Raw genomic sequence first — 18,656 nt, 5'->3', positions numbered from 1 at the left:
CTACAGAGGTACACATGAGCACACGTCGCCAATTCATCAAACAGGCCGCGGTGGTGGCCAGCCTGGGCGCCGCCGCCTCCATGGGGCTGCCCGTGCAGGCGGCACTCCTGGGCCGCTGGTTCATGCCCGACGAGGGTGAGAAACACCAGCGTGCCTTTATCGCCTTCGGCGCCCAGGAGGCGATTCACCAGGACTTTACCCCCGCTGTGCAGGACGCCCTGGGCCGTATCGCCCGGGCGATTGCCGCGTACGAGCCGGTCACGGTGTTCTGCCGCGAAGAAGAGCGTGAGCTGGCCGAAGAAAAATGCGGCACCCGCAACATCACCTTCGTGCACACCGAACTGGATGACATCTGGATGCGTGACACCGGCGCCAACTTTGTCGTGGATGATAATGGCCAGTTGGGCGCGGTGGACTTCAACTTCAACGGCTGGGGCAACAAGCAGCAGCACGCCGACGATGCCGAACTGGCAGCTCACGTTGCCGAGCTGGCAGGCGCCACCTATATCCGCAGCGAACTGGTGGGCGAGGGCGGTGCCATCGAAGTGGACGGCCACGGCACCGGGATCATGACCGAAAGCAGTTGGATCAATACCAACCGCAACCCCGGCTGGAGCAAGGCCGACGTCGAGGCCGAACTGAAGAGCCGGCTGGGCTTGCGCAAGATCATCTGGTTGCCGGGCATCAAGGGCAAGGACATTACCGACGCCCATGTCGACTTTTACGCACGCTTTGTCTCGCCGGGCGTGGTCATCGCCAACCTGGACACCGACCCCCAGTCCTACGACCACCAGGTGACCTTGGCCCACCTGGATATTCTCAAGCAGGCCACCGATGCCGATGGCCGGCCGTTGCAAATACACACCGTATCGCCGCCGCTCAACCCGCGCAGCAACCGTTTCAGCCGTGACAATCCGGACTACGCCGCCGGCTACATCAACTACTTCGTGATCAATGGCGCCGTGATCGCCCCGCAGTTTGGCGACAAGGCCGCCGACCGCAAGGCATTCGACCTGCTGTCCCGGCTCTATCCGGGACGCAAGGTGGTGCAGCTGGATATCGACGCCATTGCGGCCGGCGGTGGTGGCATTCACTGCGTGACCAGCCATCAGCCTTGGGTTTAGCTTGTGGCCCCGGCCAGGCGCCCGAGGCGCAACCAGCCAATCAACACGGCCGCGATCAGCAAGAAACCCAGGTAGCCAAACAGCGGGTAAACCTGGCCGACCAGGCTGATAAAACCGATCAGGCTGCCGGCAAAGGCCAGTGTGGCAAAGGCCGCCGAACCGACCCGGAATGTACGGGTGCCGGGTGGCAGCAGGCGGGCCGAGAAGGAGTACAAAGTGCCGACGGCGGTATTGAGGATCATCAGGAAGATAATCACCGCCATCAGCAGCCCGAGCGCCGGCGAGACTTCGCTGGCGATGGACAGCATCGGCATCGGCAGATCCGCCACGCTGTCCAGGCGCGACAACAAGCCCAGGCTCATGACCAGCATCAGCAGGCCCAATATGGCACCGCCGAGAATTCCGCCCCAGACTGCCTGTTTTTCGCTTTTCGCCGCGCCGCCCATGATTGCCAGGATCGGTACGCCGGCCACAATGTTGTAGGACACGTACAGCAATGCGCCGAGCAGCCAATGGCTGGCGCCGGCACTCTGGCGGGCGGCCAGTTGGTCCAGCTCAGGGAAGCTCAGGCCTCGGGTGGCAACGCCGTACAGCGCCACGCCGACTGCCGTGAGGATCAAGAACGGGGTGACCGAGCCGATCAGGCCGATGACCTTGTGCACGTCCAGGCACACAATAACGATCACCACCAGGGTGACCGCCACGCTGCCCAGGGTGGCCGGGATGCCGAACTGCTGTTCCAGTAATGCGCCGCCGCCCGCGAGCATCACCACCGTTACCGCAAACATGAAAAAGGTGATCATCAGGTCGACCAGCACCCCCAGGTGCCGCCCGCACAACGCATACACCACATCTTTATGGGAGGTGGCGCGCAGGCGGTTTCCCATGCCCGCCAGCGCCATCCCAAGGAAGGTGAACAACGCCGCGCTGAGCACTGCGCCGAGCAATCCCCATACGCCGAAATCGACGAACATCAGCAACAGTTCCCGACCCGAGGCGAACCCCGCACCAACGATCACGCCGACAAATGCACCGGCAATCTTCAGACTCTCTTTCATGACGACTTCCCTTGAATTGTTTTTGTTAAGGGGCGTGCGAGCTTGCTTGTGAAACACCGCAGGCGTAACGCGCAGTCCTTGAACCAACGCGTTGCCTTGAGGTTTGTGGCGAACTATCAGCGGGTAGGCGGGCCGACCCAGGCCTGGACTTCGATTTCTACATCGACCCCCAGCGCCAGTTGCGTACCACCCACCGTGGAGCGCACCGGGAAACCCTGCTTGAAGTAGCGTGCGTACACCTCGTTGAAACCGGCGAAATACTGCATATCTGATAACCACACCGTGGCCTTCACCACCTGGTCAAACCCGGCACCGCATTCGGCCAGGGTTTCGCCGATGCGGCTCATGACGGCTTCGGTTTGCAGTTGGATATCACCGCGTACCACTTCGCCCTTTGGGTCCATGGGCACTTGTCCGGAGAGGTACAGCAGATCGCCCGCCCGAATGGCTTTGGAGAACGGGTAGGGCAGGTGACTGGGATAACGCTGGAGACTTTCTGACATGACAAGGAACCTCGGCAGAGTGAATGATCAGCGCAAGCGGGCCGCAGCCAGGCGCTGTGGTTCTACGCCCTGGCGCCGCAGCGCTTCAGGCAAGGGTTGATCGAGCAATAGGGCGCAGGCCAGTTGCGAAACGCCTGCCGCCGACTGGATGCCATAACCGCCCTGGGCGGCAAGCCAGAAGAAGCCTTCACACTGTTCGTCCCAGCCGACCACCAGGTCGCCATCGGCCACGAATGAGCGCAGGCCGGCCCAGCTGTGGCGTGGCCGCCGAATGCTCAGGGAAGTGGCGGCTTCGATGTGATAAATCCCGGTGGCAACATCCAGCTCTTCGGGCATCACGTCCTGTGGCGGGACCGGGTCGGCGTTGGCCGGTGAGCCCAGCAGTTGGCCGGCGTCGGGTTTGAAGTAAAAGCTTTCATCGATGCCGATAACGGCGGGCCAGCGTGAAAAGTCGACGCCCTCGGGGCCATCGAAGGTGAATGCGGTACGGCGGCACGCTTGCAAGCCGACCGGTGCTACACCGCATTGCTGTGCAACCTGGTCGGCCCAGGCGCCAGCGGCGTTGACCAGATTACGTGCGCGTATTTGCCGACCGTCGGCCAATGTCAGCAGCCAGTAACGGCCCTGGCGGGTGGCGCCACTCAACTGCGCGTTGCACTGCAAGACCCCACCGGCACGGCGCATCGCCCGCAGGAAACCCTGGTGTAGCGCATGCACATCCAGGTCACGGGCCTCGGTTTCAAGCATGGCACCGGCGATCGCCTCCGGGCGCAGGCAAGGCACCAGTGACAGCGCCTGTTCACGATCGATCAGCGACACATTGGCTGCGGTAGCCAAGTGGCTGTCGAAGGTTTTTTTCAGCAATGGCTGCTGTTCGTGATTGGCAACATACAGGCAGCCGCGAGGTTCAAGCAGTGCGTGCTCGGTAAAGTCTGCCGGTGGTTGCTCGTAGAAGGCCCGGCTGGCGCGGGTCAGCGCTTGAATCTGCGGGGTGCCGTAGGTTTCCATGAACATGGCGGCAGAACGGCCAGTGGCGTGATAACCCGGCTGGCTCTCACGCTCGAGCACCACCACACTGGCCTCACTTGCCAGGCGATAGGCCAGTGAAGCGCCTGCAATGCCCCCGCCGATAATGGCGAAATCGAAACAATCGCGGTCCTGCATGCCTGAGTACCTTCTGTGTGCGAATGGGTTTTTCTCGTTTTTGATAATTCTCACATAAGAGAAATGTAGGGTATGAGAATTTCCCAGTCAAGCCTTCCTCGTGGGTTAATATTCCGGGCTTGGTCCACGACAGAGAGTCAGCATGAGTTCCGATCAGACAGCGCCCGCTTCGTGTTCCACGGCCCATCCGCTGATAGATCGCAGCCAGGTAGGCGCCCGCCTGCGGGGAATCCGCAAAAACCAGCAGCTGACGCTCAAGCAATTGTCTGAGCGTTCGGGCGTGGCGCTGTCGACCTTGTCGAAGATGGAACTGGCGCAGGTATCGGTGAGCTACGAAAAACTGGCGGCGGCGGCGCGGGCACTGAGCGTGGATATTGCGCAGTTATTCAGCCCGGAAACGACCGCGCCCAACCAGGTCCAGCCCACCGTGGTCAGCACCGCCATAGATAGCGCGGCGGGCTACAGCACGGGCAATTATGACTATCACCCGATGGCCGGGGACTTCCCCGGGCGGCGCATGACGCCGATGTACGCACGCATCTTCGCCCGTGAACTGACCCAGTTTGACGACTACATCCGCCACCCCGGCCAGGAGTTCGCGGTGGTGCTGTCCGGACGGGTGCGGATTCAATTCGAAACGGGCGAGTCCATCAGCATTGGCTGTCGCGAAACCGCTTATTTCAATAGCGGCATCGGCCATATCTACCTCGCCGAAAGCGAGGCGGACGCTGAAGTGATGGTGGTGATGACGGATTACTGAGGTGTGCTGGCGACGCTGCTCATCCAGTATTGCGCTTGGCCGCTGTGCTCATCGATCTCCTCATGGGTGACCACAAACCCTTGTGACAGGTAGAACTGGTAACTGGCGCTGTTGTTTTTATAAACCGCCAAGGTCAGTACGGGCTGCTGCTTCCTGGCGTGCGCCACCAGCTGTTTGCCGAGGCCCTGGCCCTGGCAGTCGGGGGCGACAAACAGCGCGGCCATCTGCTGCTCGAGCAACGAGTAAAACCCCACCACCGTCGATTGACGCTCAATGACGAAGGTCTGGGATGCAGGGAGGTAAAGGTTGCGCATGTTCTCGACCTGCGACTGCCAGAAGGCGGCGTCGATAAAGTCGTGGGCTATGAGCGAGGCATCCAGCCAGATCTGCAGGACGCAATCGAGGTCTTTGGGGTCAAGGGGTCTGATCATTTTTTAAGTCTTGCGATGGGTTATTCGACGCTCAGGCCGGCCGCTTTCCAGTCGTCAAACCCGGCGCGCAGCCGGCGTGCGGGCAAGCCATGGGCGTGCAAGGTGTTGATGGCATCGGTGGACAGCACGCAATAAGGCCCGCGGCAGTAGGCGACCACGTGCTTGCCTTTGGGCAGCTCTGCCAAACGCTGTTGCAGGGCCTCAGCCGGGATGTTGAGCGCGCCTGGCAAGTGCCCTGAAGCGAACTCGTCTTCGGGGCGCACATCCAGTAGCACCACGCTCTGGCTTTGCATCTGCAGCAGCAACTCCTCGATGGATATACCCTCCAGGCGGTCACGTCGCGACAGGCTATCGAGGGCTACCTCGCGTATCTCGGCATGCTGGAACGCCAGGTAGCCACGCAATGCTTCCAGCAAAGGCGCCACCGGACCGGCCCCCAGGCTGTACAGCACCCGTTTGCCATCACGGCGCGTCTGCACGATGCCCGCGCGCTTGAGTTGCTGCAAATGCTGCGAAGCATTGGCCACAGACACGCCGGACAGTTGCGCCAGTTGTTCGACAGAGCGCTCCTCCTGGGCAATGTGTTCAAGCAGCGCCAGGCGATGGGCGTGGCCCAGGGTCCGGGCAATGTCGGCCAGGGCGATGAAGTGATCGGCGGGGAATAAGGGGCTTGACGGTTTCATGGCAAAGATCCTAGCATCGGCCAAACATTCAATCAATTAATTGAATGTTTTTTTGCTGGCGCTTCAGCACCGCTGCTGCGCTCACCGCCAATGGTCAAAGGGAGTAGGGACGTGCTTGAGTTTGTTGGGTTTTCGGTGTTTATCGGGGCCGGTGCGACCCTGGTCATGGATCTTTGGGCGTTGTTGCTCAAGCGCTGCCTTGGCATGCCGTCCCTGGATTTTTCCATGGTCGGTCGTTGGGTCGGCCACCTGCCGCGTGGGCGCTGGATGCATGCCGGTATCGCCCAATCATCACCCGTGCCGGGGGAGGGGCTGCTGGGTTGGGTCACCCATTACCTGATCGGGGTGTTCTTTGCGGCGTTGCTGCTGTTGATGGTGGGTCTTGAATGGGCGCGACAGCCTACGTTGCTGCCGGCCCTGACCTTCGGTGTGCTATCGGTGGTCGCGCCGTTCTTCATCTTGCAACCGGCGATGGGTGCCGGCATCGCAGCGTCCAGAACCCCCAGGCCCAATACTGCGCGGTTGCGCAGCACGGTGGCCCATGGGGTGTTTGGGGTGGGTCTGTATCTGGCCGCCTGGGCGCTGCTCCTGCTTACAGGGTCTGCACGATGATCTGGCTCTTGAGGTCGTTGACCATGCTTTCGATCACCGGCTTCATCGCCTTGAAGTCCTCGGGGCTGCACACCGTATTGGCATGGGCGAACTTGAAGTGGCGGGTGATCAGCACCGTGTTGCCTTCCTTGGCGTAGGTGGCCTGGTAGTCAAAGCCGGCCTGTTGCAGGGACTGCGGCTTGGGCACGGCGAGCACGGTGACTTCCTTGGGGAACTCGAAACGGGCCTGCTCCTGGGTTTCTCCGGAGAGGCAACCGAAGCCTTGGGTGCGGTCTTTCTCGGAGGCGAAGGCAAACACGTTCTGCGCAATGCCGCCGACCAGGCTGCTGAGCGCTGGCACGCCGGTGGGGCCTGGCAGGTTGACCAGGTTGTCGGTGCGCCCTTCAAGGGTGTTCTTGAATGGGTTGACTTCATCCTGCAGGGAGTCGCTTTTGAACGTGCCCTGGCCCGTTTGCCCGTACCAGCCGAGGACGTTGCGGATCATCGAGTCGCGGTCAGCCGGTTTCATCGCATTGAGCAGGTAGCGATTGAACTCCGAGCCCCAGCCTTCCACGGTAGTGGCATGCACAAAGTCCGCCGCGCCGTTGCTGTCGACCTTGAATAGCAGGTCGTTGGTAACCTTGCCGGTTTGCGCGGCCGGGGTCTTGGCCAGTTCGCCGGACTGCGTCAGCAGTACTGGCTTGCCCAGCACCGGGATCGGCAGGTAGCCGGCGGCGATGGCCGTGGCGGTGGAGTCCAGGTACAGATCCAGGGCCGGCACATACGTGATCGCATGGTTGAGCACGCCCAGGGTGGGTACTTTGGCCAGGGTGTAGCTGTTACCCAGGTTGACCAGCACCGGCGAACTCTCGATCGCTACTGCGCGCAGCATGGCTTCCAGCAGGGCCACATGGTCCTTGCAGTCGCCATAGCGGTTGTCCAGCACGGCCTGGGCTGGATGCGGTACTACGCCGCCAGCGCCGACATACACCGCGACATAACGAATGTTCTTACGCACCCAGTCGCTCAGGGCCAGGGCTTTGCTGCGCGGGGTGCTCAGGTTGGCCGTAAGTTGCTTGGCCAGGGCGGCAATGGCCGGCGTCACTTCGACCTGGGCCCTGGCCTCATAGGCCTGGGCGAAGTCCTTGTAGCTGGCGAACGTCGAGACCGCGAGGAATTGGCCGTAATCGACATAGGACACGGCGCCGTTTTCCATGCGCGCTTTTTCCTGCGGTACGTAGTCCCAACGGTACACCTTGCGCCCGGCTGCCGCGGCCGGGGTGCTGGCCTTGAAGCCCCGGGCATCGACGAACAGCGGCTTGTCGGCTGGCAAGTCGTAGCTCAGGCTCAACTGCTCGGCATCGTAGAAGTCCGGCACGAAGAAGTCTTCGAACTGCTGCGGGAACAGCGCCGTAGTGCGCTGGCGCTGGTAGCGCAGGACCAGCCGGTCACCGACCGCCACCTCTGGAAAAATCACCACCTTGACCCGCGAGTCCTGGAACATCGGCGCCTGGGAAGAGGCAGTTTCCTGCTGCTCCTTGATCTGTTCGGCGCCCACCTTCACCTTGCGGCCATCGGGTTTCTGGGTGAAGGCTTGCAGCACTTCGAGGTTTTCCAGGGAGCGGTTGTAGCTCAGCGAACGTTGCGCGTTGTGCTTGATCGCCCGTTCTTCGTTGATCCGCGTGACCAGCTCGATGGTCTGGACGAAACTGCCATCGGCATTGATCACGTAGGACTGTTGGTTTTTTTCGAAGGTGGCCGAGTGGTCGGTTTCATCGGTAGCGGCCTGGGCCGTCAGTGAACAGACAGCCAAAAACAGTGCGCCCAGCAGGCGCACAGAGGGCAGGTAAAAGCCTTGCATAGAGATCCTTCTGACTAATGCGACGCTCACTCGGCGGGGAAGAGCGCGGTGTGATAAACGAATCGTTTAATGCGACGCATTATTATATAGATGCTCGAAAAATGCAGGCTTTTTAGTGGCCCCTGCGAACATCCCCCAACGAATCACGCTGCATCGACTGCAGGTTTTTCTCGATGGTTTCGCAGATGGCTTCGGTCTGGATCTGGTGTTCGCTGGAGCGAAACGGGCTTTGCAGGTCAGTGCCGATACGTTCGATGGCCAGCAGCATAAACCCCACCACCGTCGATGCCAGCGGGGTGAACCAGCCCAGGGACTCCACCAGCCCCACCGGCACGATCAGGCAGAACAGCGAGATAAACAGCCGTGGAAAATACACATACGGGTAGGGCAGTGGCGTATTGGCAATGCGCTCCATGCCGCCCTGGCTGTTGGACAAGTCCACCATGGTTGATTCGAGCCGCGCCAGGCGAATGCTGTCCAGGCGCCCGGCCTTGTACTCGCGCGCCAGCAGGGCGGCGGAGCCGGTCAGGATATCGTTGGCAAAGTTGTTGGTAGCGCCGTTGCGCGCAAACTCATCCCCAGGAATAAACGCCCGCACTTCCTCCGGGCACGGCTCGCCCCGCAGGTGCGCCGCCAGGCAGTTCACATAGGCCACGTGGCGGCGCAGCAGGGTCGACTTGATCGGGTTGACCTCGCTGTCGGGGTCGTCGAGCAACGTCAGCACCTGCCGCGCAAAGCTGCGCGAATTGTTGACCATCGCGCCCCACAGCGTGCGCGCTTCCCACCAGCGGTTGTAGGCGCTGGTGTTACGAAAACTGATCAGCACCACCAGCGCTGAACCGAGCAGCGTCAGGGGCATCAGCGGTAGGTTGATCTTGGCGTTGAGAAACAGCATGAAGTCCACGGTGACCGCAATATCCCAAAGCAGCAGCCAGAACAGTGCCCAGCCGACATAACCCATGGTCTTGATAATCAGGCGGTACTTTTTGACGATGGCAGCTTTCAAACACAAACCTCCGAGCGGGCGAAAAGCATCAGTGCCCTAGCTCGGACGGTGTTTGCGCAAGAAAGGTTCGCCGCGCCTTACGCGTCGTGCAGGGAAATGCGCGAGGTCTCCGGCAAGGCCAGGCCCCCGGCCAGCGCGAGCAGGGCCACGGCAATCAGGTAAAACGCCGGGGACAGGTTGCTGCCGGTGGTGCTGATCAGCCACGTCGCCACTAGTGGCGCAGTGCCGCCAAAGATCGTGTAGGCCATGTTGTAGGTAATCGCCGAAGCGGTGTAGCGCGTGCGGGTCGGGAACGTTTCCGAGAGCAGGGCCGCCGTGACCACGCCGCACAACACCGCGCCCACCGCCAGCAGCATCACGCCGACGATGGACGCGGCGAACGAGCCGGAACTGGCCATCAGGAACGAGGGATACACCACTACCATCAACAGCCCGCAGGCGGTCATCACCGTGATGCGCCGCCCGACGCGGTCGGAATACCAGCCGGCCAGCGGGCACATTGCCGCAGCGAAGATCAGTGCAATCAGCGACACCAGCAACGCCGTCGCCCGGCTCAGGCCACCGGCCACTTGCAGGTACGTGGCAAAGTAGGTGGTGAACATATAAAACGACAGCGCCGTCAGCGACACAAAGGCGCCCAGGCAGCAGATCGCCGCACCATGGTTGCGCAGGGTTTCCTTGAGCGGCGAATGGGCCACCGCGTGCTCCTGCTTGACCGCCTGGAACGCCGGGGTCTCATCCAGCCGCCAGCGCAGGTACAGGCCAACCAGGCCCAGTGGTGCGGCAATCAGGAACGGCAGGCGCCAGCCCCAGCTGCCCATGGCTTCGGCCGACAGCGAGGCCTCCAACGCATAGGCCACCACCGCCGCCGAGGCGAAGGCGGCAAAGGTCGACACCGGGATAAAGCTGCCGTACCACGCCCGTTTATCGCTGGGCGCGTGTTCCATCAGGTAGGCGCAGGCACCGGCGTATTCACCGCCGGCGGAAAAGCCCTGGGCGCAGCGGATCAACGACAGCAGGATCGGCGCGGTAACGCCAATCGCGGCATACGTGGGTAGCAGGCCGATCAGGGTGGTGGCCCCGGCCATCAGCAAAATCGTCATCGCCAGGGTGCGCTTGCGGCCGATGCGATCGCCCAGCATGCCGAAAAAAATCCCGCCCAGGGGCCGAAAGGCAAAAGCCACGGCAAACACCGCGAACGTCTTGAGCAACGCCGCGCTGGCATCGCCACTGGGGAAAAACTGTTGCGCGATAGTGGTGGCGAGAAAGCCATACACGGCGAAGTCGAACCACTCGACAAAATTGCCGATACCGGCGGCGACGATGACTTTTCTCAGGGTTTGCGGCGGGACCTGTTCGGTAGATGCGCGCGTCATGGCGGGGCCTCGGCATTTTGTCAGTAAGCCCTCGATTATCGGGAAAGCGCCCGGGGCGGCTTACTTCAAAAGTGTCATCGGCGTAGTCAGCACCGACCTGGCAAGGCCCTGAAGATCAAATGTGGCTGGCTTGCCAGCGATAGCGGTGGGTCAGCCAACATCAATCCCAGCAATACCGCCGCCATCGCAGCCTCGCTGGGGCTCGACAGCTCCTACATTGATCCTCAGGGATTGGAGGATTGCATTTCACTGCCACCGCAGGATGCATACGGCACTCAATGTACTGAAGATCCAATGTAGGAGCTGGCTTGCCAGCGATAGCGTCGAGTCAGCCAACATCAACCCCAGCAATACCGCCGCAATCGCAGCCTCGCTGGGGCTCGACAGCTCCTACATTGATCCTCAGGGTTTGGAGGATTGCATTTCACTGCCACCGCAGGATGCATACGGCACTCAATGTACGACGATCCAATGTAGGAGCTGGCTTGCCAGCGATAGCGGTGGGTCAGCCAACTTCCATCCCAGCAATGCCGCCGCCATCGCAGCCTCGCCAAGGCTCGACAGCTCCTACATTGATCCTCAGGGATTGGAGGATTGCATTTCAGCTGTCACCGCAGGATGCATACGGTACTCAATGTACTGAAGATCCAATGTAGGAGCTGGCTTGCCAGCGATAGCGGCGGGTCAGCCAACATCAATCCCAGCAATGCCGCCGCCATCGCAGCCTCGCCAAGGCTCGACAGCTCCTACATTGATCCTCAGGGATTGGAGGATTGCATTTCAGCTGTCACCGCAGGATGCACACGGTACTCAATGTACGACGATCCAATGTAGGAGCTGGCTTGCCAGCGATAGCGTCGGGTCAGCCAACATCAATCCCAGCAATGCCGCCGCCATCGCAGCCTCGCCAAGGCTCGACAGCTCCTACATTGATCCTCAGGGTCTGGAAGATTGCATTTCACTGCCACCGCAGGATGCATACGGTACTCAATGTACGACGATCCAATGTAGGAGCTGGCTTGCCAGCGATAGCGGTGGGTCAGCCAACATCAACTCCAGCAATGCCGCCGCCATCGCAGCCTCGCCAAGGCTCGACAGCTCCCACCTCGATCTTCAGGGATTGGAAGATTGCATTTCAGATGCGCTAGCGGCGCGTTCGAGGATCCTCGGGCCCGGTCCTTCCTGGCTCAAGGTATCGCCGGGGTTGCGCAACGGGCAGTCGTTAAGCGACAGGCAACCGCAGCCAATACAGTTGTCCAGGCTGTCGCGCAGGGCTTGCAGGGTTCGGATGCGTTCGTTGAGGTTGTCGCGCCAGGCCGAGGACATTTCTGACCATTGCGCGGCGGTCAGTTTGCTGTTCGGCGGATAGCGGCCCAGGGCGCGCTTGATCTCTTCCAGAGGGATGCCGGTACGTTGCGCCACTTTGATAATCGCGATGCTGCGCAGCACCAGCGACGGGAAGCGCCGTTGGTTGCCCGCGTTGCGGGTGCTGGCGATCAAGCCCTTGGACTCGTAGAAGTGCAAGGTGGAGATCGGTACGCCGCTGCGCCTGGCCACCTCGCCGATGGTGAGTGAGCGCACGCCGTCCGGGTGCTTTTCTGCTGCCATGGGGGTTGCCCTCAAGTTAAGTTGAGGTTTTATAGTCCTGCCCGATCTTTGCTGCAACCGCTTTGCGCCTGTGTGGGGTGGAGCGGCAGCGAACACACCACAAATCAGCGGAGCAGGGCATGGGCATTAGGATGCTAGTGGGCGGGGGCGTGGCAGCGGTAGCGGTGCTGGCCCTGGTTATCACGTTATGGGGCAATCAACCCTCAACCCAGGCAGCAGCGGCGTGGCCGGTAGCCAAGGTGGCGCTGGCCAAGGTGCGCCAGGGCGAGGCGCCTCGCCAGGCCTTTGCCGCCGGGGAACTGGAGGCGGCCAACCAGGTGCAGGTGGCGGCGGAAACCCCAGGGCGGATCACGCGGATCGCGTTTGAGTCCGGGCAAGCGGTCAAGGCCGGGCAGTTGCTGGTGCAGCTCAATGACGCCCCCGAGCAGGCCGACCGCTTGCGCCTGCACGCGCAACTGCGCAATGCCCAGACCCTGTTCCAGCGCATTCAAAAGCTTGAGGCCGTGAATGTCGCGACCCAGGAGCAACTGGACAACGCCACCGCCGCCCTGGACATGGCCAAGGGCGAGCTGCAACAGGTCGACGCGCGGATTGCGCAAAAAGCCATCCGCGCGCCGTTCGCCGGGCAGTTGGGCATCCGCCGTGTGCATCAAGGCCAATACCTGCAGACCGGCGAAGCCATCGCCAGCCTGGTGGATGCCCAGCGCCTGCACGTGAATTTCGCCCTGAGTGAACAGTCGGCCCCAGGCTTGAGCATCGGCCAGACCGCCGAACTCACGGTGGATGCCTTGCCCGGCCAGCATTTTTCGGCGCAGATCAACGCCATTGACCCGCTGATCGGCCAGTCGCGCTCGGTGCGGGTGCAAGCGACCCTGGCCAACCCCGGCGGGCCGTTGCAGGCCGGCATGTATGCCAGCGTGCGCCTGTCGGCGGTGCAGTCGCCCAGGGTGCTGGTGGTGCCGGAAACGGCCATCACCTATACCGCCTACGGGCAGACCGTGTTTGTCGCCAATGCCGGTCCGGCCGGCGCCTTGAGTGTGCGTCGCAGCCAGGTGACTACCGGGGAGCGTTGGCAGGGCGTGGTGGAAGTCACCTCGGGCCTGGCGCTGGACGACCAGGTGGTGGTCTCCGGGCAGCTCAAGCTCAGCGACGGCATGCCCGTCGAAGCGGTCGAGCAAAACACCCTGGACGTTGAAGGGAAACCCGCCTCATGAGCTTCACCGACAGTTTTGTGCGGCGCCCGGTGCTGGCGCTGGTGGTCAGCAGCCTGATCGTCCTCGCCGGCCTGTTTGCCCTCGGCCAGTTGCCGGTACGCCAGTACCCGCTGCTGGAAAGCTCGACCATCACCGTGAGTACCGAGTACCCCGGGGCCTCGGCCGAATTGATGCAAGGCTTCGTCACCCAGCCGATCACCCAGGCCGTGTCGTCGGTAGAGGGTATCGACTACTTGGCGTCGTCGTCGGTCCAGGGGCGCAGCGTGATCACCCTGCGCATGACCCTCAACCGCGATTCGACCCAGGCGCTGGCCGAGACCATGGCCAAGGTCAACCAGGTGCGTTACCGCTTGCCCGACGATGCCTACGACCCGGTGGTCGAGCTGTCGGCCGGCGACTCCACCGCCGTCGCCTACGTGGGGTTTGCCAGTGACACGCTGTCGATTCCCGAGCTCAGCGACTACCTGTCGCGGGTGGTCGAACCGCAGCTGTCCGGGATCGACGGGGTAGCCAAGGTGCAGACCTTCGGCGGGCAGAACCTGGCGATGCGCCTGTGGCTGGACAGTGAACGCATGGCCGGGCGCGGAGTGGCCGCCGCCGACGTGGCGCAAGCGGTGCGCCGCAATAACTACCAGGCCACGCCGGGGCAGATCCGTGGCCAGTTCGTGCTGGCCGACATTCACATCGACACCGACCTGACCAGCGTCGAGGCCTTCAGTGACCTGGTGATCCGCAACGATGGCACGGCCCTGGTACGCCTGCGCGATGTCGGCATCGTGGAGCTGGGCGCTGCGGCAACCCAGACCAGCGCCACCATGAATGGCCGCCCGGCGGTGCACCTGGGGTTGTTCCCCACGCCTTCGGGAAACCCCTTGGTGATCGTTGATGGGATCCGCAAACTGCTGCCGCAAATCCAGCAAACCTTGCCACCGGGGGTCAATGTGGCCCTGGCCTACGAGACCGCACGGTTTATCGAGGCGTCCATCGAGGAGGTGCTGCATACCTTGCTCGAGGCCATGCTGATCGTGGTGCTGGTGATCTGGCTGTGCCTGGGCTCGCTGCGCAGCGTGGCGATTCCGGTGCTGGCGATTCCGTTGTCGATGCTCGGCGCAGCAGCCTTGATGCTGCTCTTCGGCTTCAGTCTCAACCTGCTGACCCTGCTGGCGATGGTATTGGCCATCGGCCTGGTGGTGGACGATGCGATTGTGGTGGTGGAAAACGTCCACCGGCATATCGAAGAAGGCCTGACGCCGGTGGCCGCCGCGTTGGTCGGCGCCCGGGAAATCGCCGGGCCGGTGATTGCCATGACTCTGACGCTGGCGGCGGTGTATGCGCCCATCGGCCTGATCGGCGGGCTGACCGGCACGCTGTTCCGCGAATTTGCCCTGACCCTGGCAGGGGCGGTGATTGTCTCGGGCGTGGTCGCCTTGACCCTGTCGCCGGTGATGAGCTCGCTGCTGCTCAAGCCCGGGCAACAGGAAGGACGCATGGCCAAGTTGGCCGAGCGGGTGTTTGGCGCACTGGCCGCGACCTATGGCCGGGTGTTGGGCTACTCCCTGGCGCGACGCTGGATCAGCGGCGGCGTTGCCGTGCTGGTGTGCCTGAGCCTGCCGTGGTTGTACACGCTACCGCAGCGCGAACTGGCGCCGCCCGAGGACCAGGCGGCGATATTGACCGCCATCAAGTCACCGCAGTACGCCAACCTCGACTACGCGGAACGCTTTGCGAGCAAGCTCAATCGGGTCATGGAAAGCCTGCCGGAAACCACCGACACCTGGATCATCAATGGTACCGACGGGCCGGCGGCCAGTTTCGGTGGGATCAACCTCAGCGCCTGGCAGGCTCGCGAGCGCTCGGCCGAGCAGGTCCAGGCCCAGTTGCAGCAGGCCGTGGGCGAGGTCGAGGGCAGCAGCATCTTTGCCTTCCAAGTGGCGGCGCTACCCGGCTCCAGCGGCGGCCTGCCGGTGCAGATGGTGCTACGCAGCGCCCAGGACTACCCGGTGCTGTACCAGACCATGGAAACCCTCAAGCAGCGTGCCCGTGACAGCGGCCTGTTTGCCGTGGTCGACAGCGACCTGGACTACAACAACCCGGTGGTCAAAGTCACGGTCGATCGGGCCAAGGCCGCGAGCCTGGGCATTGGCATGCGCGACATCGGCGATTCGCTGGCGGTGCTGGTGGGCGAGCAGTACATCAACCGCTTCGCTTTGTATGGACGCTCTTATGATGTGATTGCGCAAAGCACCGAGGAGCAGCGCCTGACCCCGCAGGCCCTGGCCCGCCAGTATGTGCGCACCGAAGGCGGGCAGTTGATCCCGCTGTCGGCGCTGGTGCACCTGGATATCACGGTGGCGCCGAACCGCTTGCTGCAGTTCGATCAGCAGAACGCCAGCACCTTGCAAGCCATTCCGGCGCCGGGCGTTTCCCAGGGGCAGGCGGTAGCCCTGCTGGAGCAACTGGCCGGCGAATTGCCGCCGGGGTTCAGCCACGACTGGCAGTCCGAGTCGCGCCAATACGTGCAGGAGGGCAGTGCGCTGGTGCTGGCGTTTCTCGCCGCCCTGGTGGTGATTTATCTGGTGCTCGCGGCGCAGTACGAGAGCCTGGTCGATCCGTTGATCATTCTGGTCACCGTGCCCTTGTCCATTTGCGGCGCGTTGATTCCGCTGGCGCTGGGTTGGGCCACGTTGAATATCTACACGCAGATCGGGCTCGTGACCTTGATCGGCCTGATCAGCAAACACGGGATCCTGATGGTGGAGTTCGCCAATGAGCTCCAGGTGCGCGAGAACCTCGACCGCGCCAGCGCGATCATCCGCGCCGCGCAGATCCGTCTGCGGCCAGTGCTGATGACCACGGCGGCGATGACCTTCGGCGTGCTGCCGCTGCTGTTCGCCAACGGTGCCGGGGCCAATAGCCGCTTTGGCCTGGGCGTGGTGATCGTCTGCGGGATGCTGGTCGGTACGTTGTTTACGCTGTTTGTCCTTCCCACTATTTATGCCTGGCTGGCCCGTGATCACCGGGTGCGGGGCCTGCGCCAGCAACAATTGGCCGATGCCGAGCAGTACCTGGCGCCCGGGCATGTCGAGGTACGCCCATGAAGACGTTTATCCATTACCCGCTGTTGCTTGGCGCGTTGGCCGGCCTGGGCGGGTGTTCGGTGGGGCCACACTACCGCGTGCCCGAGATCGCGCCGATTCAACTGGCCAGCCCGCAGGCCCAGGAATTCGCCGGGCCCAAGGTGCAGCCGGTGGCCGCGTGGTGGACTTTTTTCGACGACGCCCAACTGGCGCGCCTGATCGATAGCGCCGTGGCCCACAACCACGATGTGCGCCAGGCGCGCGCAAACCTGCTGCTGGCTCGCGCGTATGTCGACGAGCAAGCGTTGCAGCGCCTGCCCACGGTCACCAGTACGGCGGCGTACCAGCGCAGCCTGGAGCAGCAGGCGGTGACGGGCGCGCGGCCGAGCCGCAGCTTGTCCGAGTCCTGGCGTGCCGGCCTGGACCTGCAATGGGAGCTGGATCTGTTTGGCCGTCTCGATCACTTGAACCGTGCCGCGCAATCCCGTGCCCAAGCCTCCCAAGCCGACCTTGAGCAGGTGCAATTGAGTATTGCCGCGCAAGTGGCCCATACCTATTACGCGGCGCAGGGCCAGCGCGAACAACTACGGTTGGCACAGGATGCGGTGCGCAGTTGGCAAGAGACGGTGGCCCTGACCGAGGCACAAAGCCAGGCCGGCAGTGGCTTGCCTGAAGAGTTGGAGAGCGCCCGCGGCAATGCGCTGCGCGCCCAGGCGGCGATTGCGCCGCTGCAAAGCCAGCTGCAACGCAGCCTGTACCGCTTGCAGGTGTTGTCGGGGCAGCGGCCGGGCAGTTTTAGCGTCGACCTCGACGCCCTGGCGCCGGGGCCTGTAGCGCGGCAATTGCCGTTGGGAGATGTCGACCAGTTGATTCGCAATCGACCGGACGTGGTGCAGGCCGAGCGCCTGCTGGCGGCGCGTGTCGAGGATGTGGGCGCGGCGACTGCCGACCTGTACCCGCGCTTGAACCTGGGTGGGTTTGTCGGTTTTTTCGCCTTGCGCGACGGTGACCTGGGCAGTGCATCCCGGGCATTCGAGCTGACCCCAGGCCTGACCTGGCCGGCACTCAACCTGGGCACCGTGCGTGCGCGCCTGCGGGGCGCCCAGGCGCTATCGCAGCGCGAGACCGCGCACTTTGAACAGGTGCTGCTGGTGGCCGTGGAAGAAGTGGAGGGTGCCATCACCCAACTGGCCGAGCATCAGCGACACCTGCTCAACCTGGTGCAATCGGCACGGCATGCCGAAGCTGCACTGGACATCGCCCAGCGACGTTATGGCGCGGGTTCCGGCAGTTACCTGTCGGTGCAGCAAAGCCTGCGCGACCTGCTCAACCTGCGCCAGGCCATTGCCCAGGCGCAGGCTGCGTCCTATGGCAATGCGGTGGACCTGTACAAGGCGCTGGCCTGGCGGGCGCCGAGGCTTTACCCTGCGGCCCTCAGCGAGGCCAACGGTGCCTTGAAAAGGAACAGCAGTTGAACCACAACACATTGTCCAAGCGCCTGGAGCGCGTGGCGGCGCAGGTGCCAGCCGGTGCGCGCCTGGCCGACATCGGCTCGGATCACGCCTACCTGCCGGTAGCGTTGATGAACCGCGGCGCGATTGTCGCGGCAGTGGCCGGCGAGGTGGCGTTGACGCCATTTCGCGCGGCCCAGCGCACCGTGTGCGACAACGGCCACGAACTGCACATCCACGTGCGCCTGGCCGATGGCCTGGCGGCTATCGAACCGGCCGACCTGCTCGACGCGGTGAGTATCTGCGGCATGGGCGGCGAGACCATCCGCGACATCCTCGAGCGCGGCAAGGCGCATCTCAGCGGCCGGGAACGCCTGATCCTGCAACCCAACGGCGGCGAACAACCGTTGCGTGTGTGGCTGATGGACAACGGCTACCGCATCCTTTGCGAGGAGTTGCTGCGGGAAAACCGCTTCGACTACGAAATCATCGTCGCCGAGCGCAGCGGGCCGGTGAGCTACAGCGCCGAGCAACTGTACTTCGGCCCCTTGCAGATGCAGGCGCGCAGCCCGGCCTTCCTGGCCAAGTGGCAGCGCCTGCTGCGCTACAAACAACGCACCTTGGGCCAGCTCGCCGAGGCGCGACAGGCGCTGCCCGAACAGAAAGTGCAGGAACTGGCGCAAGAGGTGCGCTGGATTACCCAGTTGCTGGAGGCGCCGCACCCGGTCTAGGGTCATGCCTGCGGTAAA

16 protein-coding genes are annotated in these 18,656 nt (G+C 63.0%); 7 read left to right on the top strand and 9 right to left on the bottom strand.

Features of this window, described 5'->3' with window-relative positions:
* The first annotated feature begins 14 nt into the window (after positions 1-14).
* Positions 15-1,124 (top strand): agmatine deiminase family protein, encoded by a 1,110-nt coding sequence (locus tag AC19YY_RS14705; protein WP_492634329.1) that lies wholly within the window; start codon positions 15-17, stop codon positions 1,122-1,124.
* On the opposite strand, the gene AC19YY_RS14700 is transcribed toward AC19YY_RS14705, so the two are convergent.
* The 3 genes from AC19YY_RS14700 to AC19YY_RS14690 form a co-directional block, all read right to left on the bottom strand.
* Positions 1,121-2,182: a YkvI family membrane protein gene (locus tag AC19YY_RS14700; protein ID WP_169953367.1), complete on the bottom strand. Its 1,062-nt coding sequence runs from the start codon at positions 2,180-2,182 to the stop codon at positions 1,121-1,123. The genes AC19YY_RS14705 and AC19YY_RS14700 overlap by 4 nt on opposite strands.
* Positions 2,183-2,298: 116 nt before the next feature.
* Complete coding sequence (locus AC19YY_RS14695; protein ID WP_432755285.1) at positions 2,299-2,685, bottom strand: RidA family protein; 387 nt, start codon at positions 2,683-2,685, stop codon at positions 2,299-2,301.
* Between the two features lie 27 nt (positions 2,686-2,712).
* The gene (locus AC19YY_RS14690; RefSeq protein ID WP_500604419.1) at positions 2,713-3,849 is read right to left on the bottom strand and encodes an NAD(P)/FAD-dependent oxidoreductase; all 1,137 of its coding nucleotides are present in this window, start codon (positions 3,847-3,849) and stop codon (positions 2,713-2,715) included.
* Positions 3,850-3,991: 142 nt separating this feature from the next.
* Here AC19YY_RS14690 and AC19YY_RS14685 point away from each other — a divergent pair, with 142 nt between their 5' ends.
* A complete protein-coding gene (locus AC19YY_RS14685) occupies positions 3,992-4,609 on the top strand; it encodes a helix-turn-helix domain-containing protein (RefSeq protein WP_500604418.1) in 618 nt (205 codons plus the stop codon).
* On the opposite strand, the gene AC19YY_RS14680 is transcribed toward AC19YY_RS14685, so the two are convergent.
* Together AC19YY_RS14680 and AC19YY_RS14675 are read right to left on the bottom strand one after the other, a co-directional pair.
* Positions 4,603-5,040 carry an N-acetyltransferase gene (locus AC19YY_RS14680; protein ID WP_500604417.1) on the bottom strand — a complete coding sequence of 146 codons (438 nt, stop codon included), beginning with the start codon at positions 5,038-5,040 and terminating at the stop codon, positions 4,603-4,605. The genes AC19YY_RS14685 and AC19YY_RS14680 overlap by 7 nt on opposite strands.
* Positions 5,041-5,060: 20 nt before the next feature.
* On the bottom strand, positions 5,061-5,723 hold the full coding sequence (locus tag AC19YY_RS14675; protein ID WP_169953377.1) for an ArsR/SmtB family transcription factor: 663 nt from the start codon (positions 5,721-5,723) through the stop codon (positions 5,061-5,063).
* A 111-nt stretch (positions 5,724-5,834) separates the two neighbouring features.
* Here AC19YY_RS14675 and AC19YY_RS14670 point away from each other — a divergent pair, with 111 nt between their 5' ends.
* Complete coding sequence (locus AC19YY_RS14670) at positions 5,835-6,335, top strand: DUF2938 domain-containing protein (protein ID WP_346266495.1); 501 nt, start codon at positions 5,835-5,837, stop codon at positions 6,333-6,335.
* Here AC19YY_RS14670 and AC19YY_RS14665 read toward each other — a convergent pair.
* The 4 genes from AC19YY_RS14665 to soxR all read right to left on the bottom strand — a co-directional run bounded on the left by AC19YY_RS14665 (position 6,316) and on the right by soxR (position 12,165).
* Positions 6,316-8,175 carry a DUF3857 domain-containing transglutaminase family protein gene (locus AC19YY_RS14665; protein ID WP_432755288.1) on the bottom strand — a complete coding sequence of 620 codons (1,860 nt, stop codon included), beginning with the start codon at positions 8,173-8,175 and terminating at the stop codon, positions 6,316-6,318. The genes AC19YY_RS14670 and AC19YY_RS14665 overlap by 20 nt on opposite strands.
* Before the next feature lie 112 nt (positions 8,176-8,287).
* The gene (locus tag AC19YY_RS14660; RefSeq protein ID WP_169953385.1) at positions 8,288-9,181 is read right to left on the bottom strand and encodes a bestrophin family protein; all 894 of its coding nucleotides are present in this window, start codon (positions 9,179-9,181) and stop codon (positions 8,288-8,290) included.
* Positions 9,182-9,258: 77 nt separating this feature from the next.
* Positions 9,259-10,557, bottom strand: coding sequence for an MFS transporter (locus AC19YY_RS14655; RefSeq protein WP_500604416.1), 1,299 nt, complete (start codon positions 10,555-10,557; stop codon positions 9,259-9,261).
* Between the two features lie 1,113 nt (positions 10,558-11,670).
* Positions 11,671-12,165, bottom strand: a complete 495-nt coding sequence (gene soxR, locus AC19YY_RS14650; protein WP_169953389.1) for a redox-sensitive transcriptional activator SoxR — start codon at positions 12,163-12,165, stop codon at positions 11,671-11,673.
* A 119-nt stretch (positions 12,166-12,284) separates the two neighbouring features.
* Between soxR and AC19YY_RS14645 the strand changes: the two genes are divergently transcribed.
* The 4 genes from AC19YY_RS14645 to AC19YY_RS14630 are packed head-to-tail and all read left to right on the top strand — an operon-like array spanning position 12,285 to position 18,638.
* Positions 12,285-13,379 (top strand): efflux RND transporter periplasmic adaptor subunit, encoded by a 1,095-nt coding sequence (locus tag AC19YY_RS14645; protein ID WP_500604415.1) that lies wholly within the window; start codon positions 12,285-12,287, stop codon positions 13,377-13,379.
* Entirely contained in the window at positions 13,376-16,477 is a 3,102-nt protein-coding gene (locus tag AC19YY_RS14640) for a MexW/MexI family multidrug efflux RND transporter permease subunit (RefSeq protein WP_500604414.1), read from the top strand. The genes AC19YY_RS14645 and AC19YY_RS14640 overlap by 4 nt, the downstream gene beginning before the upstream one ends.
* Positions 16,474-17,931, top strand: coding sequence for an efflux transporter outer membrane subunit (locus AC19YY_RS14635; protein ID WP_500604413.1), 1,458 nt, complete (start codon positions 16,474-16,476; stop codon positions 17,929-17,931). The genes AC19YY_RS14640 and AC19YY_RS14635 overlap by 4 nt, the downstream gene beginning before the upstream one ends.
* Positions 17,928-18,638, top strand: coding sequence for a tRNA (adenine(22)-N(1))-methyltransferase (locus AC19YY_RS14630; RefSeq protein ID WP_500604412.1), 711 nt, complete (start codon positions 17,928-17,930; stop codon positions 18,636-18,638). The genes AC19YY_RS14635 and AC19YY_RS14630 overlap by 4 nt, the downstream gene beginning before the upstream one ends.
* Positions 18,639-18,656 lie beyond the last annotated feature (18 nt).

The sequence above is a fragment of the Pseudomonas sp. MF09156 genome (assembly GCF_059862305.1).
Note: the sequence above shows the minus strand (reverse complement) of the source record. Positions and strands in the feature narration are given on the sequence as shown.